The following is a 24,241-nucleotide window of genomic DNA, read 5'->3' as shown; positions in this document are numbered from 1 at the left end:
CTGCCCATACAAAGCAAAGGCCCCGCTTCGTTATGAAGCGGGGCCTTTGTGTTTCTTGATATGGGCCTGCGTTCAGCCGAATTTATGAAGACCGGGAAAATAGCGGGAGCCATTGGCGGCCATGCCAATTTCTTGTGCGGCCTGCGCCAGCGCCGGGGCAAGTTCAGCCATGCGCTCGCTGGTCAGTCGCACGGCTGGGCCGGCAATCGAGAGACAACTGATGGCCTTGCCATCACTCATGATCGGCATCGCCATGGCCGCCATGCCGACGATATAGCTGTCGACGGAGACGGAGTATCCCCGTGCACGCGTGTTTGCCAGAATGGCCAGCAGATCGGTGATGGTGCGGGGTGCGCCGGGACCAGAGGGCTTGCCGTTATTGATCAACCCTTGTCGGGACACCCGTTCCAGTGCTTCTTCGTCACTCATGGAAGAGAGCCAAGCCTGCCCACCGGCACTGGAGGCTAGATGCACGACGACGCCCTGTTCCTGACCGGGGTCATAACGCAGGCCGCTGGTCGCGCCCTGAGCCACCGCGACCCAGATCAGGTTTTCACCATCGATGACGGAAAGGCGAATCAGCTCGCCGCTTTCCTGTGCAAGACGGTCCAGAATGGGCTGCGCAATATCGCCGACCCCTGTGCGTCCGAGAAAACCGACACCGAGTGCCGCTAGTTTCATCGTCAGCGCATAATCGCCCTGATCCTGAATCTGACGGACATAACCTAGCCTAATCAATTCGTTAAGGGTCCTATGAACGCCGCTTGCCGGCTGGTTGACCCGCTGCGCAATGGCCGATACGGAGAGACCGCCGGGGTTTTCCGCCAGCATCTCGACGATGCTTAGGCATTTTTCAAGATTGCTCATGATCTTTCCAGTTTGGATTATCATTCCATTTTCGACGTGACACTGTTCATAGTCAAGGCGTTTATTGTTTTGTTTTAACGGGCTGGGGCACATGAGGCATGACGGTTCAGCATTGTGTCGTGTAAATAGTTTGTTGCGATCGCAACAAAACATTTGACGGACCGTAATCCCGTGAATAGAAATCAATGCAAGTTTGCAGCAGGAGGCTGCAGACGGAAGATCTATCGACACAAGAAATTGCATAGTTGCGGGGCCATCGCGTCCGGCGACCGCTTGTGGTCGTCCATTTTCTGGGAGGAAACAATGGCACATGGGGGATTGCCTGCATCGGGCGCAACAACAGGCGAAAGCGGTGGCTGGACCCCTTTGCGGATCACGGTCGTCTTCATTTGCTTCCTGCTCAATGCCATTGATGGAATGGACATCGTGATCATGTCCTATGTCGCGCCAGTGCTCAAGAGTGCCTGGCAACTCAGCCCGGAAGTGCTTGGCACTGTGTTTTCCGCGTCGCTGGCAGGCATGGCGGTTGGCGGTCTGTTCATCGCGCCGCTGGCGGATCGGTTTGGCCGCCGCCCACTGATCATGAGCCTTCTCGCGGTCATCACAGTTGCCATGCTGGCGTCCAGTCAGGCCCGCAACGTCTATGAACTCATCGCGCTTCGCGCGATCATCGGCATGTCCGTTGGCGCATTTCTCGCAAGTGTGACGACAATGGCGGCCGATTTCGCGCCGAAGGGGCAGCAGGGCATGGTCGTGGCCATTGCCATTGCAGGCTATCCGCTGGGTGCTGTCATCACCGGCGTGACGATTGCGCACTTCTTGCCCGTCTGGGGCTGGCACGGCGCGCTCATGGCCGCCGGTATTGTTTCGCTGGTCGTGCTGCCGTTTGTCGTGATGATCTTGCCGGAATCAATCGATTACCTGAAACGGGTGCAGCCTGCCGGTGCGCTTGAAAGGCTGAACGTCATCCTGCGTCGTCTCGGCGATGCCCCGCTTGCCACGCTGCCGCCGCGCGTCACAACGCAGAAGGCTTCCGTCCGCGCAATCTTTGCGGAAGGGCGTCTTGTGGCAACGTTTGCGCTATGGCTGGCGATCATCATGGGGTTCATGACCTTCTACTTCCTCGTCTCGTGGATTACCCAGCTGACTGTGCAGTCAGGCCTTCCCGTCGATAAGGCCATCTATGCGGGTGCCCTGTTCAATCTGGGCGGCTTTATCGGAACGCTGATCATCGGTGCTTGCGGCAGCCGTTTTGGCCTGCCACGTGTCACCTGTGTGGCGCTGGTCGCTGGTGCTGTCGTGGTTGCGGCCTTCGGCTATGTCACGGTTTCGCTCACCGTCACGCTCGCGCTCGCCTTCTGCGCCGGCTTCGCCACCAATGGCGGCTTCAATGCCTTCTATGCGCTGGGTGCTGCGCTTTACCCCACCGAAATTCGCTCAACCGGGATCGGCTGGGCCATGGGTGTTGGCCGTCTTGGCGCCGTGATCGGACCGATGCTCGGCGGCATCCTGATCGGGCAGGGGCTGAGCCTTGCCGCCCTGCTCGCCGTCTTTGCCATTCCCCTCGTAATCGCAGGCAGCGCCGCTCTGATCGTTCGTCCGCACCAGCACGAACCGGTCCTGCAGCCCGCCGCAGCCGAATGAAAGGATACTCAAATGTCCCTTGCCAATAGCTATGACGTTGTCGTCATCGGTTCCGGTGCCGCCGGCCTGACCGCCGCGATCACCGCCAAGAAATCGGGTCTTTCCGTTGTTGTGCTGGAAAAAGCGCCGGTCTTCGGTGGCACGACCGCCTTCTCTGGCGGTGTGATCTGGATACCCGGCAATCCGCATTATGAGGCGGAAGGCATCAAGGAAGACCGGGCCGCCGTGCACACCTATATGCGTGGCGAGGCTGGCAACAAATACGACGCTGACTTCATTGATGCCTATCTGGATTTCGGTCCGGAAATGCTGCGCTTTATGGAAAAGGAAACCGAGGCGCGTTTCGTTCGCACGCTTTATCCGGATTATCACCCGGAGCAGGCGGGCGGCGTGGAGATCGGCCGGTCGGTTACAGCAGCAGCCTATGACGGTCGTCGTCTTGGCAAGGAGTTTCGCCGCCTGCGCCAGCCACTGAAGACCATTACCTTCATGGGCATGATGTTTAACTCCTCGAACAATGACCTGAAGCACTTCTTCAATTTTACCAAGTCGCCTGTTTCGGCCATGTATGTGGCCAAGCGTCTGGCCGTGCATATGTGGCATCTGCTGCGCCATGGGCGTGGCGTGCAGCTGACCTCCGGCAATGCGCTGGCTGCGGCCCTGTCGAAATCGGCGCTTGACCTTGGAATCGAGATCGTGACCGATGCGCCGGTGGGCGAACTGGTGAAGAAGGACGGCCGCGTTACCGGTGTTGTTGTCACCCTTGACGGCACACGCCGGGATGTTCAGGCAACGAAGGGCGTCATTCTGGCCGCTGGTGGATTTGCCCGTGACGGCAAGCGTATTTCCGCGCTTTACCCGCATCTGAAAGAAGGGGGCGAGCATTTCACGCCGGTTCCCGAAGGCAATACCGGCGATGGCATCGCGCTTGGTGAAAAGGCCGGCGGCCATATTTCCGAAGGGCTGCCGAATGCGGCGGCCTGGATGCCGGTTTCCAAAGTACCGTTCCCCGGTGGCGAGATCGCGTTTCCGCATCTTGTCGATCGCTACAAGCCGGGTTTTATCATGGTGACGGCATCGGGGCGGCGCTTCGTCAATGAGAGCCTTTCTTATCACGATGTTGGCGCGGCCATGATTGAGGCGTGTCGGGGCAAGGGCAAGACCGAAGCCTGGCTGATTGCCGATCACCGGACGATCCGTAAATATGGCATCGGCTATGTGAAGCCCTATCCGATGCCGCTTGGCCCACATCTTCGCTCCGGCTATCTGAAGAGCGGCAAGACGCTTGAGGAACTCGCGGGGCGGATTGGCGTCGATGCGCGTGCGTTCGCCGATGAGGTGAAGCACTATAACGACGGCGCCCGCAACGGGGAAGACCGCCAGTTTGGTCGCGGCACCTCCGGTTTCAACCGCTATCTCGGTGATGCCAACAACAAGCCGAACCCGAATGTCGCCCCCGTCGAGCAGGGCCCGTTCTATGCGCTGCGCATCGTGATGGGTGACCTTGGCACATTCCCGGGACTGGTAACCGACACGCAATCGCGGGTGCTGGACGAGCACAGCCAGCCGATTGCGGGCTTGTGGGCTGCCGGCAATGACGCGGCCTCGATTATGGGCGGCGCTTACCCGGGGGCAGGCATCACCATCGGCCCGGCAATGACATTCGGTTATGTCGCGGCGCTTTCGATTGCCGGTAAGATCCATGAACGCGGCCGCACGCTCGCGGCAGAATAAGGAAGCCAGAATGTTTACTGCCCCCGCCGACCGTCCGCTCGTCAATCTGCGTTACTATACGATTGCGCCACGCAAGATGGGCGAGTTTCTCGAGGTCTTCGACCGGCTTGCTATGCCGGTTTTAATCGAAACACTGGGCGCGCCGATCGGCTTCTACACCAGTGCCGTCGGGTCGCTCAATCAGGTGGTTCATCTGTGGGCCTATCGTGACATGAGCGATATGGAGGCCCGATGGGCTGCCCGTGACAGCCATCCCGACTTTCCTGCCTACCTGAAGGCATCTGCGCACCTCGTGGTGGCTCAGGAAGACCGTCTGCTCAAGGCGGCTTCGCTCGCGTCGCTGTCCTGAGCGGCCCGGCTCTGCGCGTCTTCCTCGACATTCGGCAGGTTGGCGATTAACCGGTGGAAATAGCCGAGGAGGGTTTCGAACTCCTCCGCCGTGAAGCCCTGCAGCACGGCAGCTTCACGGGCGCGGGCAATGGGAAGCACTTTTTGATGGAGCGCCCATCCCGCGTTGGTCAGGGCCATTTCACGCTTGCGCCGTGCGCCGTCGCGGGCGCTGACCAGTCCCTTTTCCTGCATGGCGGAAAGGGCGCGGCTGACGGAACTCTTGTCCAGCCCGATGGAATTTGCCATGGCAATGACGTTCGACCAGGGTTCGACGGCAAGATGGCAAAGAACCCGCCATTCCACGACGCCGATGCCGAAACGGCGGTGATACTCCTGGGATGCGCCGGCGCCGAGGCGGCTGGAAAAGCTGGTGCTCAGTGCGCCAATGCAGCGCTGCAGATCGAAACTGTTTTCGTCCATAAACCCTCCTGAGGCGCAATCAACCCGCTTGGATGCATGTCTGCCGTCGACAGGTGGTTGCCGATGCAGCACGTTCCTTGCCACTTTGCCTTGGCATAATTGACGATGCTAGCCAATACCATCGAAAAATGCCGCAAGGCGGGTAGAGCGTGCCGCGTTTAATCGTACCCGATACGCTTGCTCTATGTGTTTGTTTTTAAGCACTCTCCCACGCAAATCGCTGCGCCCTTTTGCTGGGAATGTTTTAGCCGAGATAGCGCTTGCGGTATTGAGATGGGGTTTCACCCGTTGCCGCGCGAAAACGGCGCGAAAAATAGGGCGGGTCAGCAAAGCCGAGACGATAGCCGATTTCGGCAACGGAAAGCCGGGTGAAGGCCAGAAGTCGGCCAGCTTCGGCCATGCGTGCGGTCTCGATGTGGCGCGTCGCGCTATCGCCCGTCGCCATGCGACAGATTCGGCTGAGATGCCCCGGTGTGATCGACATGGCAGAGGCAAACTCCGCCGCGCCCCAGCCGGATGAAAGATGGTCTGCCAGCAGACGGTCGAATTCCAGCATTCGCCGCTGTTGCAGCGGCTCCGTTGCTTCAGCACTGAGGGTTGCGATATCCGCTGTCACCGCCAGAGCCGCCTGCGCCAGCGCCATAAGGATCGCATCCCGGAATGGAGCTTTGCCGGCAAAGGTTACGGCAATTTCTTTCAGAATGCCGCGTAAACGTGCATCGGCTTGGGCTACAAACGGTCGCGCCAGACTGCGTTCCAGCGCTGCATTGTGCAGGCCCGCAAAAAGAGCGATCGGGAAGGACAGCACCAGTCCTTCGCTCCCGCGCGCAATGTCAAGTTCATGAACGGATTGCGCTGGAATGAACTGGAAATCGCCATCGCCAAGATGCACCGAGACGCCGTCGACACCAATTTGTGCTGCGCCATGCTCGACAAAAAAGATTTGTGTCATCTTTTGGTGGCGGTGTGGAGCGATCCGCCAGTCATGCAGACGCGCGCGGTCCCAGATCCGTTCGCAATGGGCAACATCGGGAAAGGATGACGTTTCGCCAAAGAGATTGAAGACAGGTATTTGCGATTGCAACGCCATGCACGAATAGTACCATTTTATACCCGCTCTGTCCATTCGCGAATGTCGTCATGCCCGGTACAAAAACGCCAGGGAGAACAATTCGGGAAATTGTTATGGATACTCAAGTTGTCATTATTGGTGGAGGACCCTCCGGTCTGCTGTTGTCGCAATTGCTCAACCGTGCGGGCATCGCGACGATTGTTCTGGAGCGCAGCACGCGCGATCATGTGTTATCGCGCATTCGTGCCGGTATTCTCGAATGGGGCTCGGTTGAACTTCTGCGGGAGGCGGGCGTTGGCACACGGATGGATGCGGAGGGTTTTCCGCATGACGGGACCTACATCACCGATCCGGACCTGATGGTTCACATCGATTTCAAGGCACTCACCGGCAAGCGCGTCATGGTCTACGGCCAGACGGAGGTTACGCAGGATTTGTATCAGGCGCAGGATGCGATGGGCACCACTGTCATTCACGGCGTTGAGGATGTGCGCATTCTCGATCTCGACGGGGCGCAGGCGAAGGTCGAGTATACGGTGAATGGCGAACGCAAAGCACTGACTTGTGCCTATGTAGCAGGATGCGACGGTTTTCACGGCGTCAGCCGTAAAACGATTCCGGAGGAGAAGCGACGCGAATTCGAACGTGTCTACCCCTTCGGCTGGCTGGGAATCCTGTCGCAGACGCGTCCGGTGAATGATGAACTGATCTATGCGAATTCGCCACATGGCTTCGCTTTGGCTTCGATGCGGAATGCCAACCTCGTGCGCTATTACGTCCAGGTGCCATTGGCGGACAAGGTCGAGGACTGGTCAGATGATCGGTTCTGGGACGAGTTTCGCCGGCGTATTCCTTCAAGCGCTGCCGAGCGGCTGGTAACTGGGCCCTCAATTGAAAAGTCCATTGCGCCGCTGCGCAGTTTCGTTTCGGAACCGCTGCGCTGGGGTAGGCTTTTTCTGGTGGGTGACGCGGCACATATCGTGCCGCCGACGGGCGCGAAGGGGCTCAACCTTGCGGTTTCAGATGTGTTCTACTTGCACCAGGCGCTCATTGATGCGCTGAAGCATGGCAGGGAAGGTGGAATTGATGCTTATTCCGAGCGCGCATTGCGGCGGATCTGGAAAGCCATGCGCTTCTCCTGGCAGATGACGACCATGCTGCACCGCTTTGAAGGGGAAGATAGTTTCGCCGGGCAGATGCGGCACGCAACGCTCGCCCATCTGGCAGAATCGGAAACCGCGCGCAAGGAATTGGCCGAGAATTATGTCGGACTGCCGTTTTGACGGCAGTTTGTCCTTAAGCCGCTTCCGGTCATAGATCAGTCTATGAAGTGGGTTTGACGCAGATTTCTGACATCTGATTTTCTTATGTCGGGGTCAATATTGCGTGTACAAAGAAGGGCGTGTCAGGCTTCTTTCAGCATGGCCTGCCTGCGATATGCACCCGGTGACAGGCCAACCCGCTGGGTGAAGAAGCGGTTGAAATAGGCCGGGTCTTCGAACCCCAGCAGATGCGCTACCTGCGAAACGCTACTTTCCGTATAGGCAAGGTAGCGTTTTGATTCAATGACGATCCGCTCATAAAGCATATCGGATGCTGTCTTGCCGGTGCGGGCTTTGCAGGCCGCGTTCAGGCGTGCCGGAGTGACAGCCAGATCGCCGGCATAGACGGCGAGCGAACGCTGGCTTTTGAAGTGGGTTTCAAGAAGGGCGCGGTAGCGCACCAGCAGAGCATAATCCCGATCCGGCGTTGCAATGCCCGGATCGTTATGAGTCACGAAAAGACGCAAGACCACGACGAGAATGCGCATGTATTGCGCCATGATGGTGGTGCGTCGACCGGGGGCGGACCAGATGAATTCCCGGTGCAGCCAATCAAATGTATCAAAGACTGCCGGAATGTTGACGCCGGTGCCTTCCAACGGATAGACGGCGGGGCGCTCTGCCACCCCTGACAAGCGCGGATCAGCACCGGACGCGGACTTGAGGCAGCCAAGTGCTGCGGTGACGGCGAAGCCATCTGTGCCGGGGGAAAAGTCGATTTGATGCACGATGCCGGCCGGAATGACGAGAATACCCGGTGCCGGAATTGGCAGAATCCGGTCTTCCATGCGGATCGTCCCGCCGCCGGTCTTTACCAACAGAATTTGCATGTGATCAGGATGCGAATGCGGACGGATGCGCCAGTCATTCGGGCCGCTGCGGTCGCGAATAGGTTCCATATGCAGGAAATCGAGTTCGACGTCCGTGCTCTGATCGCCATAAAGATAGTAATGTGGAATATGGCTTGTCGCCTCAAGCGCCATTTGCTTCCTCCCGAATATATCCCAGTTGAATTGTGCAACAAATGCACCGGCACGTCCATTGGTCTGCTCTTGGTAGGCGCATAGGTTGCCTGTTGATAATTCGTGACTGGAGGCATGGAATGAAACACGGCTTTCCCGTGAAAATTGCCGTCGGCAAGACGCTCGCAGGCAACACCATTACATACACGATTCGTGATTTTCGGGGTGTCGGCTATGCGTCGGCTGAAGAAAGGTGGGAGGTATCGCTATGAGTTGGCTTGGACTCAACGGTAAAACGGTGGTCGTGACCGGCGCGGGCGGTGGTATTGGGCAGGCGCTGGCGCGCGCTTTTGCCGGGCAGGGCACTCGCGTCGTGCTGCTTGACCGCGACACGCAACGCACAGCGCCGCTGGCAGAAAGCCTCGGTGGGGGTGCGCTGGCGCTTGCCTGTGATCTTTCGCGGCCGGACGATGTGGCCGCCGCCGCGGCAAAGGTTGAGGCCGAAGGCGGTGCCGACATCTTGGTCAATAATGCAGGCATTCTGCGGCCCGGCCCGCTGGAAAGCGTTTCGGAAGCCGACTGGTCTGCCATGCTGGCGGTGAATCTGACCGGATATCTCGCAGCGGCACAGTCCTTCGGACGCGGCATGATTGCGCGCGGCGGCGGTGCGCTGGTGCATGTGGCCAGTATTGCAGGCACGCAGCCGCAACCCGCCAGCGGTGCTTATTCCGCCTCCAAGGCGGCGATCCTGATGCTCTCGCGGCAGCTGGCGTTTGAATGGGGTCCGAAGGGTATTCGTTCAAATTCGCTAAGCCCGGGTCTGGTGCGCACGCCGCTTTCCGAACCTTTCTACAAGGATGAGAAGGTCAAGGCAGCACGCGAAGCCATGGTGCCGATGCGACATATCGCAATGCCGGAAGATATGGCCGATGTGGCGTTGTTTCTGGCCTCGCCGCGCGCTTCTTATGTGACGGGGCAGGACCTCGTGGTCGATGGTGGCCTTTCGCAGTCTCTGATGGGCATGGTGCCGAGGCCGGGCTATGCGTAAGCGCCGTCACGCGCTGGTTGCTGTCGGGTTTTGGGTGGCCATTGCCGATCTTGGTGACGCGGCTGCGGGCTGAGGATCGTATTCAAAACTGGAAAGGCCCGGCGCGAGGTTCGCACCGGGCCTTTCTGCTGCGCCCTTGGGAGGAGGCGTTCAGGCAGCGTCCTCGATATGGCCGCCGAGGAAAAGCTGGCCGACGCGCGGGTCCTTGAGAAGTTTGTCAGCCCTGTCGAACATGCGGGTCTGGCCAAGTTCCAGCACCAGGCCGTAATCTGACATGGCCAGAGCGGCCTTGGCATTCTGCTCGACCATGAGGATCGTGACGCCCTGGTCGCGCAAACGGATGAGGGTCTGGAACACTTCCTGCACCAGATTGGGCGACAGGCCGATGGACGGCTCATCGATCAGGATCATCTTAGGGTCGAGCAGCAGCGCACGAGCGATTTCCAGCTGTTTCTGCTGCCCCCCCGAAAGCTCGATCGCCTTCTGGTCCTTGCGCTGGCGGAGCATGGGGAACTGGTCCATGACCTCTTCCATGCGCTGGCGAACCCGTGTCTGATCTCGCGAAGTAATACCGCCGAGTTCCAGATTATGCAGTACGGAAAGTTGTGGCACGACATTGCGGCCCTGCGGCACATAGGTCACGCCACGGGCAATCATTTCCGCCGGGCTCTTGCGGGTGACGTCTTCGCCATTAAGCAGGATCTGCCCGGAATTGATGTTGAGAAGGCCGAAGATGGCTTTGAACACCGTCGATTTTCCGGCGCCGTTCGGCCCGATCACCGTGGTGATTGAGGCCTTGGGAATGGTGAACGACGTGCCGTTGAGGATGGTGATGCGGCCATAGCCGCCATTGAGCTTTTTAAGTTCCAGCATGTCAGCCCCCCAGATAAGCGTCGATGACCATCTGGTTCGACCGGATTTCATCCGGCGTCCCCTCGGCAATGATCTCGCCCTGTGCCAGCACGATGATGCGCGTGCACAAAGACATGACGAATTCCATGTTGTGCTCAATGACGACGAAGGTCGTGCCATGATCGCGGTTATAGGTGATGAGCCGTTCTTTGAGATGACCGAGCATGGTGAGGTTAACCCCGCCCGCCGGCTCATCGAGCAGAACGATGCCGGGACCGGCCATAAAGGCCATGGCTGCATCCACCAGCTTCTGCTGCCCGTAAGAAAGCGAGCCGGCGGCCGTGTCACGGTAAGGTGTGAGGCGGAAGAATTCGATGAGCTGGTCGGCCTTTTCGGTCAGGCCTGCATCGGGTTTGCCGAAAAGGCGCGAAAGCATCGAACCTTCATGCTCTTGCCCGGCCAGAATAACATTGTCGAGCACCGTCATATTCGGGAAAACCGAAAGCTGCTGGAAGGTGCGGCCGATGCCCATCAGCGAGAGGTCAGCCGGGCGCACGCCGTCTGTAGAGTGGCCGTTGACCTTGCAATGACCCTCCGTTGGCCGTAGTTGGCCGAGAATGCAGTTGAAGAGCGTCGATTTGCCGGAGCCGTTCGGCCCGATCAGGCCGAGGATTTCGCCGCGCTGGACGTCGAAACTGACGCCATTTACTGCACGGATACCGCCGAAATGCTTCGAGATGTTGTGAACCGAAAGAATCGGCGCTTCGGTGTTCTGGGTATGGATGTTCACAGTTGAACCCCCTGCTTCAGGTCGCGACGCGCCTCGTGCTTCGGCTTGAACTTGTCGATGAGCTTGCGCCCGAGGCCGATGAGGCCGGTGGGTGAATAGATCATGAGCAGAATGACGAGGGCGGAATAGATGATGAGGTAGTAGCCTTCGGTAAACCGCAGCACTTCCGGCAGGAGAATGACGACGGCAGCGCCGAGCATGGGTCCGAAGAAGAAGCCGGAGCCGCCGACGACGACCATCAGCAAAAGCTTGAGCGAGTGGATAAGTGCGAAGCTGGAGGGTTCGATAAACTGCACAAGCGGTGCTTGCAGCGCACCGGCGAGGCCGCCGAAGGCCGAGCCAATGGCGAAAGCGAGCAGGGTCTGGCGACGCACCTTCAGACCAAGGCTTTCGGCACGGATCGGGTTTTCACGCAACGCTTTGAAAGCACGCCCCCAGGGCGAGCGCAGGATCCACCACATGGCACCGGCAGCCACGAGGAAACAGACCAGCGAGAAGTAATAGAAGGCCATGTTGCTGTTGGTTTCGAAGCCGAAGAAAACCGGGCGTTCCATGCCGGAAAGGCCGAAGGAGCCGCCGGTGATTTCCTCTTCATTGCGCAGTACAAGAAAGAGCAGCGTGTTGAAGGCGAGCGTCACGAAAGCGAGAAAGTGGTGCTGCACGCGAAGGGCCGGATAGCCAAGCAGCAGGCCAACGACAAAACTTGCGGAAATGGCGATGATGACGGCGAAGCCCCAGTGGATGCCGGCCAGCGTCATAAGTGCGGTGATATAGGCGCCGATGCCCATGAAGCCTGCCTGCGCGAGACTGACTTGTCCGGCATAGCCGAGGGTCAGGTTCAGCCCCATGGCGGCGATGGAAAACAGCAGCCAGGAACAGAGGGTATAGATAATGTAATTGCCCTGGCCGATGGGGGCGGCAATCAGCGCCGCGATGCCGAGGGCGAGAAGGAGGGGTTTATAACGGGTCATACGGTTCTCCCTTCCGGGGTGCCGAGCAGGCCCTGCGGGCGCAGCAGAATGATGGCAATGAGAAGAATGAGCGGCATTGCGGAACGGTACTGGGCAGAGATGTAGACTGCCGAGAAATTGTCGATGATGCCGATCAGCAGGCCGCCGACGAGGGCGCCGCGGATCTGGTTGAAGCCGCCGACAATGGCCGCAATGAAGGCGACAAGGCCGAGTGTTTCACCGTTTGAGAACTTGGCGAGATAGATCGGCGAGATCAGGACAGAGGCAATGGTTGCTAGTGCGGCGTTAATCAGAAAGGTGTAAAGCACCATGCGCTTGACGTTGACGCCGAGAATTTCGGCAACCGCCGGGTTCTGGGCGCTCGCTTGCATGCAGCGCCCCGTGCGGGTGCGGCTGAGGAAAAGCTGAAGGCCGCCGATGGCGAGCATGGAGACGATGAGGTTGCCGATATCCTGAATGGAGACGCTGGCGCCAGCGATATGGTAGACGGTTTGCGGAAACACGGCCGGGAAGGGTTGGGCGGTCGCGCCGTAGAATTCCTTGACGCTTTCCTTCATCAGCAGGCCGAGCGCTATGGTTGCGATGACCAAGGGAAGCGTGCCGTGTGGCAGCATGGGTTCAACAATTAGTCGCTTGAAGGCAACGCCGAGAATGAGAAGCGAAAGTGCCAGCGCAAGCGCGACGGACGGCCAGAGTGACAGCCCGAGAATATTCATGCCGACAAGCACGAAGAAGGCCGGGAGCATGACGAATTCGCCCTGTGCAAAGTTGATCGTCTGTGACGCCTGCCAGAGCAACGTGAAGCCGACAGCGGCCAGCGCATAGATAGAACCGGCGGCAAGGCCGGAGACAAGGATTTGAAGAAGCTCGGCCATGATATGTCCTCACGGGCTGGTGGTCGGCTTTGCGAATGGGGTGATGAAGCCGACAACACGTTGTGCTGCCGGCGGATATGTTGATCGGCTGCGATCAGTTCGGCGGCAGGATGGCGTCGACGACCTGTTTGCCGTTCTCGACCTTCACAAAGAAGCTCTCGCGTGACATTTCGCCGGTGTCGTCCCAACTCACATCCATCAGAACGCCCGGATAGTCCGAGGCTTTGAGGGTCAGGCCGTGCAGTTTTTCGGCGACGGCCTTGCTGTCCGGCTTGCCGACCATTTCGGTGACGTATTTCAGCGTCCAGGCAGCGATGTAGCCTTTGATAGCGTTGTGATCGGGCGTATACTTGAACTTGATCTTGAAGCGCTCGACCATGTCTTTGAGGGCTGGTACATCAGCGTCCGGCGTCAGGCCGACATGGCCCATCGCACCGTTTGCGGCATCGCCAGCAAGCTCAATTACCTTATGGCCGATGAGCGTGGTTTCTCCGATCAGGGGCTTTTCGATGCCTTGCTTGCGCGCCTCGCGCAGGAAACGGGCGCTTTCCTCTTCGGTGTAGTAGATGAAGAAGGCATCGGCACCGGAATTCTTCAGCTTTAACACATCGGCGGAGAAATCTGCCTGCGCCTGTTCTGAAGGAACATCCACGACAATTTCAAGACCAGCCTTCGCCGCTTCGTCGATGAAGGCCTGATGGCCACCCTTGCCGAATTCGGTATTGGCCCAAGCAATGCCGACCTTCTTCACGCCCATGTTCTCAACCATGTATTTCACCATCTTCGGCACGCCTTTTTGCGAGCCGAAAGCGGTGCGGAAGATATAGGGGTTGCCCTTGGCGGTGATGGAAGGGGCCTCAGAACCGGTGAACTGTGGAATGCCATATTGCTTGGCAACGATCATGTTCACAACGGTGGAGGATGAGAAAACTGTGCCCATGATCGCATAGACTTCATCGTCGATCGCTTTTTGAACCATGGCGCGTGAAACCTGCGGATCAGTCTGGCTGTCATACTCGATGATCTTGACTGGTTCGTTGAGAATGCCGCCCTGTGCATTGATCTCTTCGAAGCCCATTTTCACGCCATCGCGGAAATTTGTTCCGGCAGCAGCGCCTGGCCCTGACAGCTCGACGATGGAACCGACCTTGATATCTGACAGTGCCGGGACAGTGCCGAGCGCCAGCAGCACGGCAGCGGTGGAAAGCAGTTTCTTGATCATGATCTTCCTCCATGCATGATCGTTTCTCTAAAATCCGTTCGCCGATCCATCGACCTTTGCCCGGAACGCAGTGTCTCGAACTCCTCCCGAGAATGCGATTTGATTGTCAGACCTGCACCCCTCTCCTGGTCAGGTCCACCCGCAGTTGCCCGCATGCTTGACGTTTGACAAGACCATGGAGACAGGGGGTGGGAAATGGACGATGGGGACTAAACATTGGACGATTCCTCTGCCATCCGCATTTGCAGTTCGGCCAGCGAATTGGCGATTCCGCTCTGGATGCCCGTTACCGGTTGGGGGCCGAGAAAGGTGGGCACCGGATCACTCACCAGCGCTGCGGGGATGCGCAATGGCGGACCTTCGACGGTAATGCCGTTCCAGCCGGATTGCGTCTGAAGCTCGGCGACGAAATCGGCTATGTCAGCAGTGTCGCCTGCCATGGTCAACGTCATGGCTCCATCCGGCGCGGTCGTCATCGCCGCGGTAAGAAGACGGGCGACATCATCGACATGAACGAAGCCGACGCGACCGGAAAAGCGAATAAGTGCGGGCTCGCGCCGCACCGCAGCGGCAAGCGCGATTGACGGACCGGCAGCAATGCCCGAGCTGATACCGGGGCCGTAAACGATGTAGGGACGCAGCCCGAGGCTCGGTACGCCATGATCCAGAAAGAAGGCGCGGGCCGCGCCTTCAACAGCCAGTTTCGTGGCGCCGTAGGTCGTCATTGGCCGCGGATGCATAGCATCATCGGGCCCAAAGACACCGGCCGTGGAAAGATAGGCAACTGGAATGCAGTTTGATCTTGCCGCTTCGAAAACGTTGAGACTACCGATCAGATTGACCTGCGCGCCAATAATGGGATCACGGGCGCAGTCTACTGTCATAAGGCCAGCGAGATGGACGATTCCATCGCAATCACGCGCAGCATTTGCGACCATTCCGGCATTTGTAATATCGCCTGCAAGCACTTCGACCGGCAGTCCTGCGGGAAAACGGGCGGGGCGGGGCGCAAGATCCAGCACACGCACCGCATGACCTGCCGCATGAAGGGCTGCAACAGTGCGCGCACCCACGAAACCGGTTCCCCCGGTTACGAGTATGCGCTTCATGCTGCGTTGCCCTTCTCATCAATGATGGTTTTGACAGTGCAACCCTCTGGTCTCGCTGGCATGCGGCGTCCCTCCCAAGATGGCCGTTTGTTCTTCTGATAATTTGGATCATTGCAAAAAATTGAACCGTATTCAATATTAAACTTCAATTCCATTTTAACTTCTGCTTTGTTTGTTCTCGTTAAAAGAATCGGGGAGGAGGCCTGTATGAAAGATGCAATTGCTGTGGCCGTTATCGGCGCCGGTGCCATTGGGCGCACACATATCGATACGCTTGGAAGAATGGAGGGGATGCGGCTGGCAGCGCTCGTTGACCCGGCGCCCTCTGGCAGGGCGTTAGCTGAATCGCTCGGCGTGCCATGCCTCCCGGATGCCGATGCGCTGATCGCATCCGGGCTTGTGCAGGCCGCGATTGTCGCCACGCCCAATGAGACTCATCTTCCGGTTTCCGAAGTGCTGCTGCGCGCTGGCATTCCGGTCCTTCTGGAAAAACCTGTTGCTGAAAGCCTGTCTTCTGCCCAGAGCCTGATTGCTGTTGTTGAAGAAACGGGCGTGCCGCTTCTGGTTGGGCATCACCGTCGTCATAATCCGATTGTGCAGGCCGCGCATGCGGCTATTCATGCGGGGCGGATCGGCCAACTGGTCATGGCAAGCGTCACCTGCACACTGGCCAAGCCTGCCTCCTACTTCGATGCAGCATGGCGGCGTGCACCTGGTGCAGGCGGACCGCTTTTGATCAATCTCGTGCATGAGGTCGACCTTTTGCGTTATTTCTTTGGTGAGGTGGCAAGCGTGAAAGCAATCACCAGCCACAAAGTGCGTGGTTTTTCAGTAGAGGATACAGCAGCCGTAGCCCTTCGATTCGCCTCTGGCGGGCTGGCGACGCTGTGTATTTCCGACGCTGCTGTGGGCCCATGGGCGTGGGACCTGACATCCGGTGAAAATCCAGCACGGTTCCCCGTCCACCCTGTCAGTGCCCATCATTATGCGGGTAGCCGCGCCGGGCTTTCTCTGCCGGATCTGACCCTGTGGGGGGCGGAGGGCGAACCGGACTGGACGCGACCGCTCTCTGGCACGGCGCTCCCCGTTGAGACGACTGATCCTTATCAGGCCCAGCTGCTTCACTTTGCAGAACTGGTCCGCTCGGGTGGCGCACCGCTGGTCAATGTGCGTGATGCAACCGCCAACCTCATCGTGCTTGATGCGATCCGCTCGGCGGCTGAAAGTGGTGAAGCAGTGAACGTGGATCTCGCACCGCTCGCGCTTTGAGGCGGGAGCGGTGTCGCTGCCGCAATGATAGAAACAGGGCGGGCAGCAATGGCTTCTTGGTTTCTGCAAACCCATAGAATTGGTTTGTAGTGTTAAGGCTTTTTCTGAATTTGGATGATATTCATGCCCTTCGTACACAATTCCACACGCCACGGTGCAAGACGCGCTACGCGATCATTCGGACCAGGGTAGCCAATACGCGAGCGAGCAGTTCCGGTGCCGCAGGCTGATCGCGGTTCACCTGTTCGATGAGCCGGTCCGGCAATGCCTGGGGCGATGCCGCGATGGAAAGCTTCTTCTCATCATTCGACACTGGGTTACCTCAGCCCGTTTGAATTTGTAAACAAGGTTAGCCTACTTGGTGTTCGAAAAAACTGATGGTAGGCCAGAGTTTATGGCCCCGCGACGCGGCTTGGGTCGCACAGGTTTCGAACAAATGAGGTTCTTTCGTCATGTCTCTGGTCAGCGACTTCAGCGATAGGTATGAAATATCGAGAGAAACTTTTTCGATTGTTACTTCTAATGCAAAAGAAGCTAAACTGAGAATGGGACGGACTTCAGTAATATCAAATAAGAACATACAGAAAAACTGGAGCGGGCGAAGGGATTCGAACCCTCGACCCCAACCTTGGCAAGGTTGTGCTCTACCCCTGAGCTACACCCGCTCGCGCCAGTCTTCTCTGAGAGAGAAGTCATTTCCGTTAGGCAAGCGCTATATGGACCAACACATTTGAGATTGCAACAGGGAAATTCGATGAAAATGCTCTTTCGTTGAATTATTTAGCCGGGTTTTATTCAAGGTATTGAATTAAAAGATATAATTTCGTTTAAAGTAGCTTTTGGAGTGCGCGAGGGACAGGTGGCAAGTGCAACTTTTGCATCTATCACCTGGTGGTTTCCACTTCTGCGGGTTGATAATGTCTGCGTGTGGCGATTCATTTGCGACGATCCGCGAATCTTCGGCTTTCGCTCGGCCTTGGTTTTGCACTAAGAGTATAGAAACCTTACATAAAGCACGTCGAAACTGTCTGCTCATTTTTGAAATAGGGATCAGCATGCCTCTGACATCGCATCAACTTCATGATTATCTGAGGAACCTCGATATTGAGGTTAAGACCGTGCAGCATCCGCCCTTGTTCACGGTTGCCGATTCTCAGAGCCTGCGTGGTGAAATCGCAGGCGGTCACACCAAGAACCTCTTTCTTAAAGACAAGAAGGACAATTTCTTTCTGGTAACGGTAGATGAAAATGCCGTGGTCGACCTTAAATCGATCCATCAGGTTATCGGGGCTGCCGGTCGTGTATCGTTTGGCAAACCGGAGAAGCTGATGGAATATCTGGGCGTTGTTCCGGGCGGTGTGACAGTGTTTGGTGCGGTGAATGATACTGGGCACAAAGTTCAGATCATCCTCGACGCAAGCCTGATGGAAAATGACATCATCAATGGTCATCCTTTGACCAATGAGGCGACAACCTCCATTAAGCGCGATGATCTGATCCGCTTTCTTGCCGCAACCGGACATGAGCTGCGTATTCTTGCTGTTTCAGAGGATGCCAAGGCCGCATCTTCGGTATAAACTGTTTACAGCGGGGGCGCGGCTTGAAAATAGCGATAGACAATATGCATTGACGTATCGAAACCGACATGCTGCTGCCCTATATGTGAGCGGGAAGATATAAGGAATATCCGATGACGAGCCAGAACAATCCTTATTCAAGTGCAAGCGGACAGATGAGTGGCAATGTGTCGTTTGGGTCAACAACGACACCCGGCGGTAGCAATGATCTTATCAAGGATACAACCACTGCAGGGTTTCAGGTGGATGTGGTGGCAGAATCGCGCAATCAGCCGGTTCTGGTTGATTTCTGGGCGCCCTGGTGCGGGCCGTGCAAACAATTGACCCCAATTCTTGAAAACGCCGTTCGTGCAGCAGGCGGCGCGGTGAAGCTGGTGAAAATGAATATTGACGATCATCCGTCAATCGCAGGCCAGCTCGGTATTCAGTCCATTCCTGCTGTTATTGCTTTCGTCAACGGCCAGCCCGTCGATGGTTTTATGGGCGCCTTGCCGGATTCAAAGGTCAAGGAATTTATCGCCAAGATCGGTGGTCCGAGCGATCAGGAAGCGGCAATCACAGAAGCTGTCAATGCAGCCAATGAGCTTGTGCAAGCAGGCGATTTCGTTCAAGCCGCGCAGATATTCTCATCGATCTTGCAGGTGGCCCCCAATAATGTGGATGCGGTCGTTGGTCTTGCGACATGTTTGCTTGAATCGGGTGATGCCAATAAGGCGCGCGAAACACTGGCAAGCCTTCCGCAAGACAAGCTTGATGTGGCGGCCGTGCGTGCAATCGAAGCGCGTCTTGCACTGGCTGATCAGGTTAAGCTTATTGGTGATCCGGTCGAACTTGAGCGTCGGGTGCAAGCCGATCCAAAGGATTATCAGGCGCGATTTGATCTGGCGCAGGTGCGTAATGCGCAGGGGCGTCGGGAAGAGGCAGCCGATGAATTGCTTTCAATTATGAAAGCGGATCGTAGCTGGAATGAGGATGGCGCGCGCAAGCAGCTTCTTCAGTTTTTTGAAGCCTGGGGCAATATGGATCCGGCGACGCTTGGCGCACGCCGCAAGCTTTCATCGCTCCTGTTTTCCTGAGCAGGATGCCATGAACAGAGGGAGAGTGTAATGCAGGTGGGCAATGCCCGTTATCGGACGGGCGCTGATATACCGGATCTGGTACCCGTGTTTCCATTAACGGGTGCGCTTCTTTTGCCTGGTGGACAGTTGCCGCTCAATATTTTCGAGCCGCGCTATCTGGAAATGGTGGAAGACGCGCTTGCCGGAAAACGCATTATCGCAATGATCCAGCCGCACATTGACGAGAGTGACACGGATGATAGTGAGGAGGATGATCGCGATAAGTTCGATGAAGCCGCTCGTCCGCCGTTAAGTCAGGTCGGATGCCTTGGACGCATCACCACTTATTCCGAAACCGGTGATGGACGCGTGCTTATTACGCTTCAGGGTATTTGCCGATTTCGGGTGCTGGAAGAAGTGAATAGCCGCAAGCCCTATCGCCAATGCCGCATTGCGCCGTTTCTGGCCGATCTGGAAGACCCTCGTGATCTGGGCGAGATTGATCGTGAGGCGCTTTTGGGTGCATTCAAGGATTATCTTGAAGTGCATAATCTGGAGGCTGATTGGGAGAGTATTTCGCGTGCAGCCAATGATACTTTGGTTAATGCATTGTCGATGATGTCGCCTTTCGGACCTGCCGAAAAACAAGCGCTTCTGGAAGCGCCGGATTTGAAAACGCGTGCTGCAACCCTGATCGCGATTACAGAAATGGTATTGGCCAAAATCAAGGATGATTATGGCTCACGCCTGCAATGAATATTGAGGAAAGACCAATGGTTGAGAATGAAAATACCGGCAATCTTGATGTGAAGCTGCTTGAATTGCTTGTATGTCCGCTGACCAAGGGTGTGCTTCAATATGATGCGGAAAACAGCGAGCTTATTTCGGAGAAAGCCAAGCTAGCCTATCCGGTTCGTGGCGGTATTCCGATCATGCTGCCATCGGAAGCGCGCGCTCTCGAATAGATGGTTTTGGTCGGCGCCCCATGATGTCAAAAGCTGTTATATAATTTCTACATATCCTCAGTTCTTTTTCATAAATTTCGCACTGCCGTTGTTGATTGCCAGGCGAGGGGGTTCTATAACCCTCGCGGAACTTTAAGGTGCATCTTGAAAAGTGTGAAGCGGTTTTCAGTCAGGGTGCAGTTTAAAAACAAATGGTTGAGACGTGCTGATCTGATAAAACCAGATTGAAACACTCTCTAAAAAGAGATAGCGGACGTTAAATTTTATCCGTTGTTATCTGAGAAAAAACAGAGGCTTGGCATAATGGCATCCAGAAAACTCCTTCTCCTGCCCGGCGATGGTATCGGTCCTGAAGCAATGGCTGAGGTCCGCAAGATCATCGATTTCCTCAATTCAGGTCTCAATCTCGGTTTTGAAACCGATGAGGGCTTGGTTGGTGGTTCGGCCTATGATGCATATGGCCAGGCAATTTCCGATGCGGATATGGAAAAGGCGCTTGCTGCCGATGCCGTACTTTTTGGTGCTGTTGGCGGTCCTAAGTGGGATAGCGTACCATATGAAGTCCGCCCGGAAGCAGGTCTTCTGCGTTTGCGTAAGGATTTGGCTCTTTATGCCAATCTTCGCCCGGCAATCTGCTATCCAGCACTTGCGCATTCATCGTCGTTGAAGCCGGAAGTCATCGAAGGCCTCGATATTCTGATTCTGCGTGAGCTGACCGGTGGCGTTTACTTCGGCGAGCCGAAGGAAATTATCGATCTGGGCAATGGACAGAAGCGCGGTATCGATACGCAGGTTTATGACACCTACGAAATCGAGCGCATCGCCGATGTGGCTTTTGAACTTGCGCGCACGCGCCGTAACAAGGTTACGTCGATGGAAAAGCGCAACGTGATGAAATCGGGCGTCTTGTGGAATCAGGTCGTCACCGCACGTCACAAGGAAAAACATGCCGACGTTGAACTCGAGCATATGCTGGCTGATGCCGGCGGTATGCAGCTTGTTCGTTGGCCAAAGCAGTTTGATGTCATCGTTACTGACAACCTGTTTGGCGATATGCTTTCCGACGTCGCAGCGATGCTGACCGGTTCTCTGGGCATGTTGCCATCGGCTTCGCTTGGTGCGGCTGATGCCAAAACCGGAAAGCGCAAAGCGCTTTATGAGCCGGTACATGGCTCGGCACCTGATATTGCTGGTCAGGGCGTTGCAAATCCAATCGCAATGATCGCATCGTTGGCCATGTGCCTGCGCTACTCGTTCAATTTGATCGATGAAGCCGACCGTCTGGAAGCCGCAATTGCTGGCGTTCTTGATGATGGCTTGCGCACTGCCGACATCTGGTCGGACGGCACAACAAAGATTGGCACCGTTGAAATGGGCGATGCAATTCTCGCGAAGTTCAAGGCGCTTTCAGCTTAATTGCTGATTGTCTGGTTACAAAAAAAAGCCGCTGCGCAAAGATCGCGCAGCGGCTTTTTTTGTTGACTTCGGTCAAGCCAAATTGTGAATCTGCTAAGACCGCTGCGCGAGCATTTCCTATTTTGATTGAATGGTTGAAAATGCTCTATCTGTTTGTTTTCACGCATTATCCCACGCAAAGCCGCTTCGCACTTTTGCTGGAAATGCTCCAAAAAAAAAACGCCGCCCGGTGGGACGGCGTTTTCATTTGTAGAGAAGGCCGCGCCTACTCTACTTTGTTCAGGTCAACGTCCTTGGTTTCCTTCACAAAGAGGATGCCGATGACGAGCGTGATCGTTGCGATGATAATTGGATACCAGAGACCGTAGTAAATATCGCCCTTTGCTGCACTCATCGCGAAGACAGTGGCTGGCAGAAGACCACCGAACCAGCCGTTACCAATATGATAAGGCAGCGACATACCGGTGTAGCGAATGCGGGTCGGGAACATTTCGACCAGGATAGCGGCGATCGGTCCGTAAACCATCGTGACGTAGATCACGAGAACGGTCAGGATTGCGATTGTCATTGTCCAGTTGATCTGTGCCGGATCGGCAACCATCTTGAATGTACCTGCATTCGGGATGGTATAAACCGCCTGGCTTGGTTCACCTGCTGCATCCGCTTCAATCTGAGTGACGATGTTGGCCTTGACCAATTCCGCATTGGTCATTGTTGTGCTTTCACCTGCGCGAACCGCTCCTGCATCCAGAGCAAGCTCGGGATTTGCAGCAATGAAAGCATCAAGCTTCGAGTCTGCAACCTTTGCCGGGTTGCGTACCAATGGCCAGCCAGCCTTCTGAAGCGCCAGATTGATGTCGTGGGTCAGAGCTGCCTGCTTTGCTTTCGCATCCGCTCCGGCTGCATTGGCATCGAAAGATGTTATGGTTGAATCGCCGATTTTGACGGTTGCAACCTGTCCGGCAGGACCAGTCACGACATCATAAGGCACAGCACTGCGCGATAGGAAGCTTGTTGCAATATCGCAAGAGCTGGTGAATTTTGACGTTCCGGTTGCGTTGAACTGGAAGTTACAGTCGCCAGGCGCGGCCGTTACCGTTGCACTGATCGTCTGTTCCGCATGTGCAAGCGCCGGATTGGCAGCCTGAGTGAGCGCTTTGAATAGCGGGAAGTAGGTGACGGCTGCCAAAGCCAGTCCTGCCATGATGATTGGCTTACGGCCAATCTTATCCGACAACCAGCCGAACACGACGAAAAATCCAGTGCCTATAACCAGGGCCGTTGCGACCATGATATTTGCTGATTGGTTTTCAACTTTGAGTACGTTCTGCAAGAAGAATAGAGCGTAAAACTGGCCGCTATACCAGACAACAGCTTGTCCTGCGGTAAGACCGAAAAGGGCAATCAGGGCAATTTTTGCATTCTTCCACTGTCCGAAAGCTTCTGTCAGCGGTGCTTTTGATGTCTTGCCTTCTTCCTTCATTTTCTTGAAGGCGGGGGATTCGCTCATCTGCAAGCGGATCCAGACGGAGATACCCAAAAGAACGATCGAAACCAGGAACGGAATACGCCAGCCCCATGCTGCGAAGGATTCGGTGGTCATCACATTCTGAATGCTCAGAATGACCATAAGCGAAAGGAACAAGCCCAACGTAGCCGTTGTCTGAATCCATGATGTGTAGAAGCCACGGCGGCCATTGGGTGCGTGTTCGGCAACATAGGTTGCAGCACCACCATATTCACCGCCCAGCGCCAGGCCCTGCAACATGCGCAGGATGATCAGGATCGCCGGCGCGACAATGCCAATCGTTGCCGATCCCGGCAGAATGCCGACCAGAAAGGTCGAAGCGCCCATGATGACGATGGTAACAAGGAACGTATATTTACGTCCCACCAGATCGCCGATGCGTCCGAAAACCAGCGCGCCGAACGGACGCACAAGAAAACCGGCTGCAAAGGCGAGCAAAACGAAGATGTTACGGGTTGTTTCCGGATATTCATTGAAGAACGCGGCACCAATGAAAGCAGCCAGTGTTCCGTAAAGATAAAAATCATACCATTCAAAAACTGTGCCGAGCGAAGAAGCGAAAATCACCTTCTTTTCTTCGCGCGTCATTTTTTGCGTGCCGACCTTGGCACTTGATGAAACTGACATAAGAGTCCTCCCAACAGCATTTTTGCTGACGTGCGCGAATGTTCTCCTCCAACTTCCGCACACTTTCTCACGCAGGTATGATGAACTGAATCGTTTGATCCGTTTATTATCTTTTAGTATGAGACGGTCCTGAGCTTAAGCACCGATCGCTCCGAGGGTTAGCTGTGGCGCGATCAAGTGCTTTTTTGAGAGCATAAAATAACGAAGTCGAGATTTGCTTCTTGCAGCCGTTATGAGCTTACCGTAACTATGAAATAGAAATAAGAATCTGTAACGCTGAGGCGTGGGCAGCGTAGTTAGCGGAGACCTATAACCGGTGTCAGGTCCGTCATTTTCTTTGTTAGGGGCATATTTCCCATCTTGGATGCTCTGTCTTTTCATTGCGATAGTGATCACTATTTTGGTGCGGGTGATTATGATCCGCATTGGTCTTGATGATATTCTTCCGTTTCGCCTGACTGCCTATACTGCAATGGTTATCGCGATCGCCTGCGGCCTCGCGCTTTTTGTGTATGGTCGATGA

Annotated in this window: 24 protein-coding genes, 1 tRNA gene and 1 pseudogene; 14 read left to right on the top strand and 12 right to left on the bottom strand. The window is 56.2% G+C overall.

Translation table 11 applies throughout. The features are described from left to right. Nucleotides 1-72 precede the first annotated feature (72 nt). Nucleotides 73-867 (bottom strand): IclR family transcriptional regulator, encoded by a 795-nt coding sequence (locus OPR82_RS15565; protein ID WP_265985844.1) that lies wholly within the window; start codon nt 865-867, stop codon nt 73-75. Between the two features lie 303 nt (nt 868-1,170). Between OPR82_RS15565 and OPR82_RS15560 the strand changes: the two genes are divergently transcribed. From OPR82_RS15560 to OPR82_RS15550, 3 genes are read left to right on the top strand one after another with little or no spacing between them, the layout of a single operon-like run. Beyond that, nucleotides 1,171-2,511 (top strand): MFS transporter, encoded by a 1,341-nt coding sequence (locus OPR82_RS15560; protein WP_265985843.1) that lies wholly within the window; start codon nt 1,171-1,173, stop codon nt 2,509-2,511. A 12-nt stretch (nt 2,512-2,523) separates the two neighbouring features. After that, on the top strand, nt 2,524-4,245 hold the full coding sequence (locus OPR82_RS15555; protein ID WP_265985842.1) for an FAD-dependent oxidoreductase: 1,722 nt from the start codon (nt 2,524-2,526) through the stop codon (nt 4,243-4,245). A gap of 10 nt (nt 4,246-4,255) precedes the next feature. Beyond that, on the top strand, nt 4,256-4,594 hold the full coding sequence (locus tag OPR82_RS15550; RefSeq protein WP_265985841.1) for an NIPSNAP family protein: 339 nt from the start codon (nt 4,256-4,258) through the stop codon (nt 4,592-4,594). On the opposite strand, the gene OPR82_RS15545 is transcribed toward OPR82_RS15550, so the two are convergent. Further along, nucleotides 4,546-5,055 carry a MarR family winged helix-turn-helix transcriptional regulator gene (locus OPR82_RS15545; protein ID WP_265985840.1) on the bottom strand — a complete coding sequence of 170 codons (510 nt, stop codon included), beginning with the start codon at nt 5,053-5,055 and terminating at the stop codon, nt 4,546-4,548. The two genes, OPR82_RS15550 and OPR82_RS15545, sit on opposite strands and share 49 nt — an antisense overlap. Before the next feature lie 244 nt (nt 5,056-5,299). Next, complete coding sequence (locus tag OPR82_RS15540; protein WP_265985839.1) at nt 5,300-6,145, bottom strand: helix-turn-helix domain-containing protein; 846 nt, start codon at nt 6,143-6,145, stop codon at nt 5,300-5,302. Nucleotides 6,146-6,240: 95 nt separating this feature from the next. Between OPR82_RS15540 and pobA the strand changes: the two genes are divergently transcribed. Then, the gene (gene pobA / locus OPR82_RS15535; protein ID WP_265985838.1) at nt 6,241-7,410 is read left to right on the top strand and encodes a 4-hydroxybenzoate 3-monooxygenase; all 1,170 of its coding nucleotides are present in this window, start codon (nt 6,241-6,243) and stop codon (nt 7,408-7,410) included. A gap of 122 nt (nt 7,411-7,532) precedes the next feature. Here pobA and OPR82_RS15530 read toward each other — a convergent pair whose 3' ends face one another. Beyond that, nucleotides 7,533-8,432: a helix-turn-helix domain-containing protein gene (locus OPR82_RS15530; protein WP_265985837.1), complete on the bottom strand. Its 900-nt coding sequence runs from the start codon at nt 8,430-8,432 to the stop codon at nt 7,533-7,535. A gap of 119 nt (nt 8,433-8,551) precedes the next feature. Here OPR82_RS15530 and OPR82_RS15525 point away from each other — a divergent pair, with 119 nt between their 5' ends. Both OPR82_RS15525 and OPR82_RS15520 read left to right on the top strand, forming a co-directional pair. Continuing rightward, nucleotides 8,552-8,683 carry a hypothetical protein gene (locus OPR82_RS15525; protein ID WP_265985836.1) on the top strand — a complete coding sequence of 44 codons (132 nt, stop codon included), beginning with the start codon at nt 8,552-8,554 and terminating at the stop codon, nt 8,681-8,683. Beyond that, on the top strand, nt 8,680-9,459 hold the full coding sequence (locus OPR82_RS15520) for an SDR family NAD(P)-dependent oxidoreductase (protein ID WP_265985835.1): 780 nt from the start codon (nt 8,680-8,682) through the stop codon (nt 9,457-9,459). Before OPR82_RS15525 ends, OPR82_RS15520 begins: the two co-directional genes overlap by 4 nt. 150 nt (nt 9,460-9,609) lie before the next feature. Here OPR82_RS15520 and OPR82_RS15515 read toward each other — a convergent pair whose 3' ends face one another. The 6 genes from OPR82_RS15515 to OPR82_RS15490 all read right to left on the bottom strand — a co-directional run bounded on the left by OPR82_RS15515 (nt 9,610) and on the right by OPR82_RS15490 (nt 15,278). Continuing rightward, the gene (locus OPR82_RS15515; RefSeq protein WP_265985856.1) at nt 9,610-10,332 is read right to left on the bottom strand and encodes an ABC transporter ATP-binding protein; all 723 of its coding nucleotides are present in this window, start codon (nt 10,330-10,332) and stop codon (nt 9,610-9,612) included. Nucleotide 10,333: 1 nt separating this feature from the next. Then, complete coding sequence (locus OPR82_RS15510; RefSeq protein ID WP_265985834.1) at nt 10,334-11,101, bottom strand: ABC transporter ATP-binding protein; 768 nt, start codon at nt 11,099-11,101, stop codon at nt 10,334-10,336. Then, complete coding sequence (locus OPR82_RS15505; protein WP_265985833.1) at nt 11,098-12,072, bottom strand: branched-chain amino acid ABC transporter permease; 975 nt, start codon at nt 12,070-12,072, stop codon at nt 11,098-11,100. The genes OPR82_RS15510 and OPR82_RS15505 overlap by 4 nt, the downstream gene beginning before the upstream one ends. Continuing rightward, nucleotides 12,069-12,947 carry a branched-chain amino acid ABC transporter permease gene (locus OPR82_RS15500; protein WP_265985832.1) on the bottom strand — a complete coding sequence of 293 codons (879 nt, stop codon included), beginning with the start codon at nt 12,945-12,947 and terminating at the stop codon, nt 12,069-12,071. The genes OPR82_RS15505 and OPR82_RS15500 overlap by 4 nt, the downstream gene beginning before the upstream one ends. Nucleotides 12,948-13,041: 94 nt before the next feature. Beyond that, nucleotides 13,042-14,169 carry an ABC transporter substrate-binding protein gene (locus OPR82_RS15495; protein ID WP_265985831.1) on the bottom strand — a complete coding sequence of 376 codons (1,128 nt, stop codon included), beginning with the start codon at nt 14,167-14,169 and terminating at the stop codon, nt 13,042-13,044. 209 nt (nt 14,170-14,378) lie between these two features. Then, nucleotides 14,379-15,278 carry an NAD-dependent epimerase/dehydratase family protein gene (locus tag OPR82_RS15490; protein WP_265985830.1) on the bottom strand — a complete coding sequence of 300 codons (900 nt, stop codon included), beginning with the start codon at nt 15,276-15,278 and terminating at the stop codon, nt 14,379-14,381. Nucleotides 15,279-15,485: 207 nt separating this feature from the next. Between OPR82_RS15490 and OPR82_RS15485 the strand changes: the two genes are divergently transcribed. Together OPR82_RS15485 and OPR82_RS15480 are read left to right on the top strand one after the other, a co-directional pair. Next, the gene (locus OPR82_RS15485; protein WP_265985829.1) at nt 15,486-16,547 is read left to right on the top strand and encodes a Gfo/Idh/MocA family protein; all 1,062 of its coding nucleotides are present in this window, start codon (nt 15,486-15,488) and stop codon (nt 16,545-16,547) included. Between the two features lie 160 nt (nt 16,548-16,707). Further along, nucleotides 16,708-16,861: pseudogene (locus OPR82_RS15480) on the top strand (IS3 family transposase); the annotation flags it as partial. Nucleotides 16,862-17,137: 276 nt separating this feature from the next. On the opposite strand, the gene OPR82_RS15475 reads toward OPR82_RS15480, so the two are convergent. Then, nucleotides 17,138-17,212: transfer RNA gene (locus OPR82_RS15475), tRNA-Gly, on the bottom strand. A 390-nt stretch (nt 17,213-17,602) separates the two neighbouring features. Here OPR82_RS15475 and OPR82_RS15470 point away from each other — a divergent pair. The 5 genes from OPR82_RS15470 (at nt 17,603) to leuB (ending at nt 21,563) form a co-directional block, all read left to right on the top strand. After that, on the top strand, nt 17,603-18,124 hold the full coding sequence (locus OPR82_RS15470; protein WP_265985828.1) for a prolyl-tRNA synthetase associated domain-containing protein: 522 nt from the start codon (nt 17,603-17,605) through the stop codon (nt 18,122-18,124). Between the two features lie 113 nt (nt 18,125-18,237). Next, nucleotides 18,238-19,200, top strand: coding sequence for a thioredoxin (trxA, locus tag OPR82_RS15465; protein WP_265985827.1), 963 nt, complete (start codon nt 18,238-18,240; stop codon nt 19,198-19,200). Nucleotides 19,201-19,230: 30 nt separating this feature from the next. Beyond that, on the top strand, nt 19,231-19,938 hold the full coding sequence (locus tag OPR82_RS15460) for an LON peptidase substrate-binding domain-containing protein (protein ID WP_265985826.1): 708 nt from the start codon (nt 19,231-19,233) through the stop codon (nt 19,936-19,938). Nucleotides 19,939-19,955: 17 nt separating this feature from the next. Next, nucleotides 19,956-20,147 (top strand): Trm112 family protein, encoded by a 192-nt coding sequence (locus tag OPR82_RS15455; RefSeq protein ID WP_265985825.1) that lies wholly within the window; start codon nt 19,956-19,958, stop codon nt 20,145-20,147. 303 nt (nt 20,148-20,450) lie between these two features. Next, a complete protein-coding gene (leuB, locus tag OPR82_RS15450; RefSeq protein ID WP_265985824.1) occupies nt 20,451-21,563 on the top strand; it encodes a 3-isopropylmalate dehydrogenase in 1,113 nt (370 codons plus the stop codon). Nucleotides 21,564-21,828: 265 nt separating this feature from the next. On the opposite strand, the gene OPR82_RS15445 is transcribed toward leuB, so the two are convergent. Then, on the bottom strand, nt 21,829-23,718 hold the full coding sequence (locus OPR82_RS15445; protein WP_265985823.1) for an MFS transporter: 1,890 nt from the start codon (nt 23,716-23,718) through the stop codon (nt 21,829-21,831). Nucleotides 23,719-24,034: 316 nt separating this feature from the next. On the opposite strand from OPR82_RS15445, the gene OPR82_RS15440 reads away from it, so the two are divergent. Further along, nucleotides 24,035-24,241 (top strand): YtcA family lipoprotein, encoded by a 207-nt coding sequence (locus OPR82_RS15440; RefSeq protein ID WP_265985822.1) that lies wholly within the window; start codon nt 24,035-24,037, stop codon nt 24,239-24,241.

Source organism: Ochrobactrum chromiisoli, assembly GCF_026241335.1.
GTDB lineage: Bacteria > Pseudomonadota > Alphaproteobacteria > Rhizobiales > Rhizobiaceae > Brucella > Brucella chromiisoli.
Note: the sequence above shows the minus strand (reverse complement) of the source record. Positions and strands in the feature narration are given on the sequence as shown.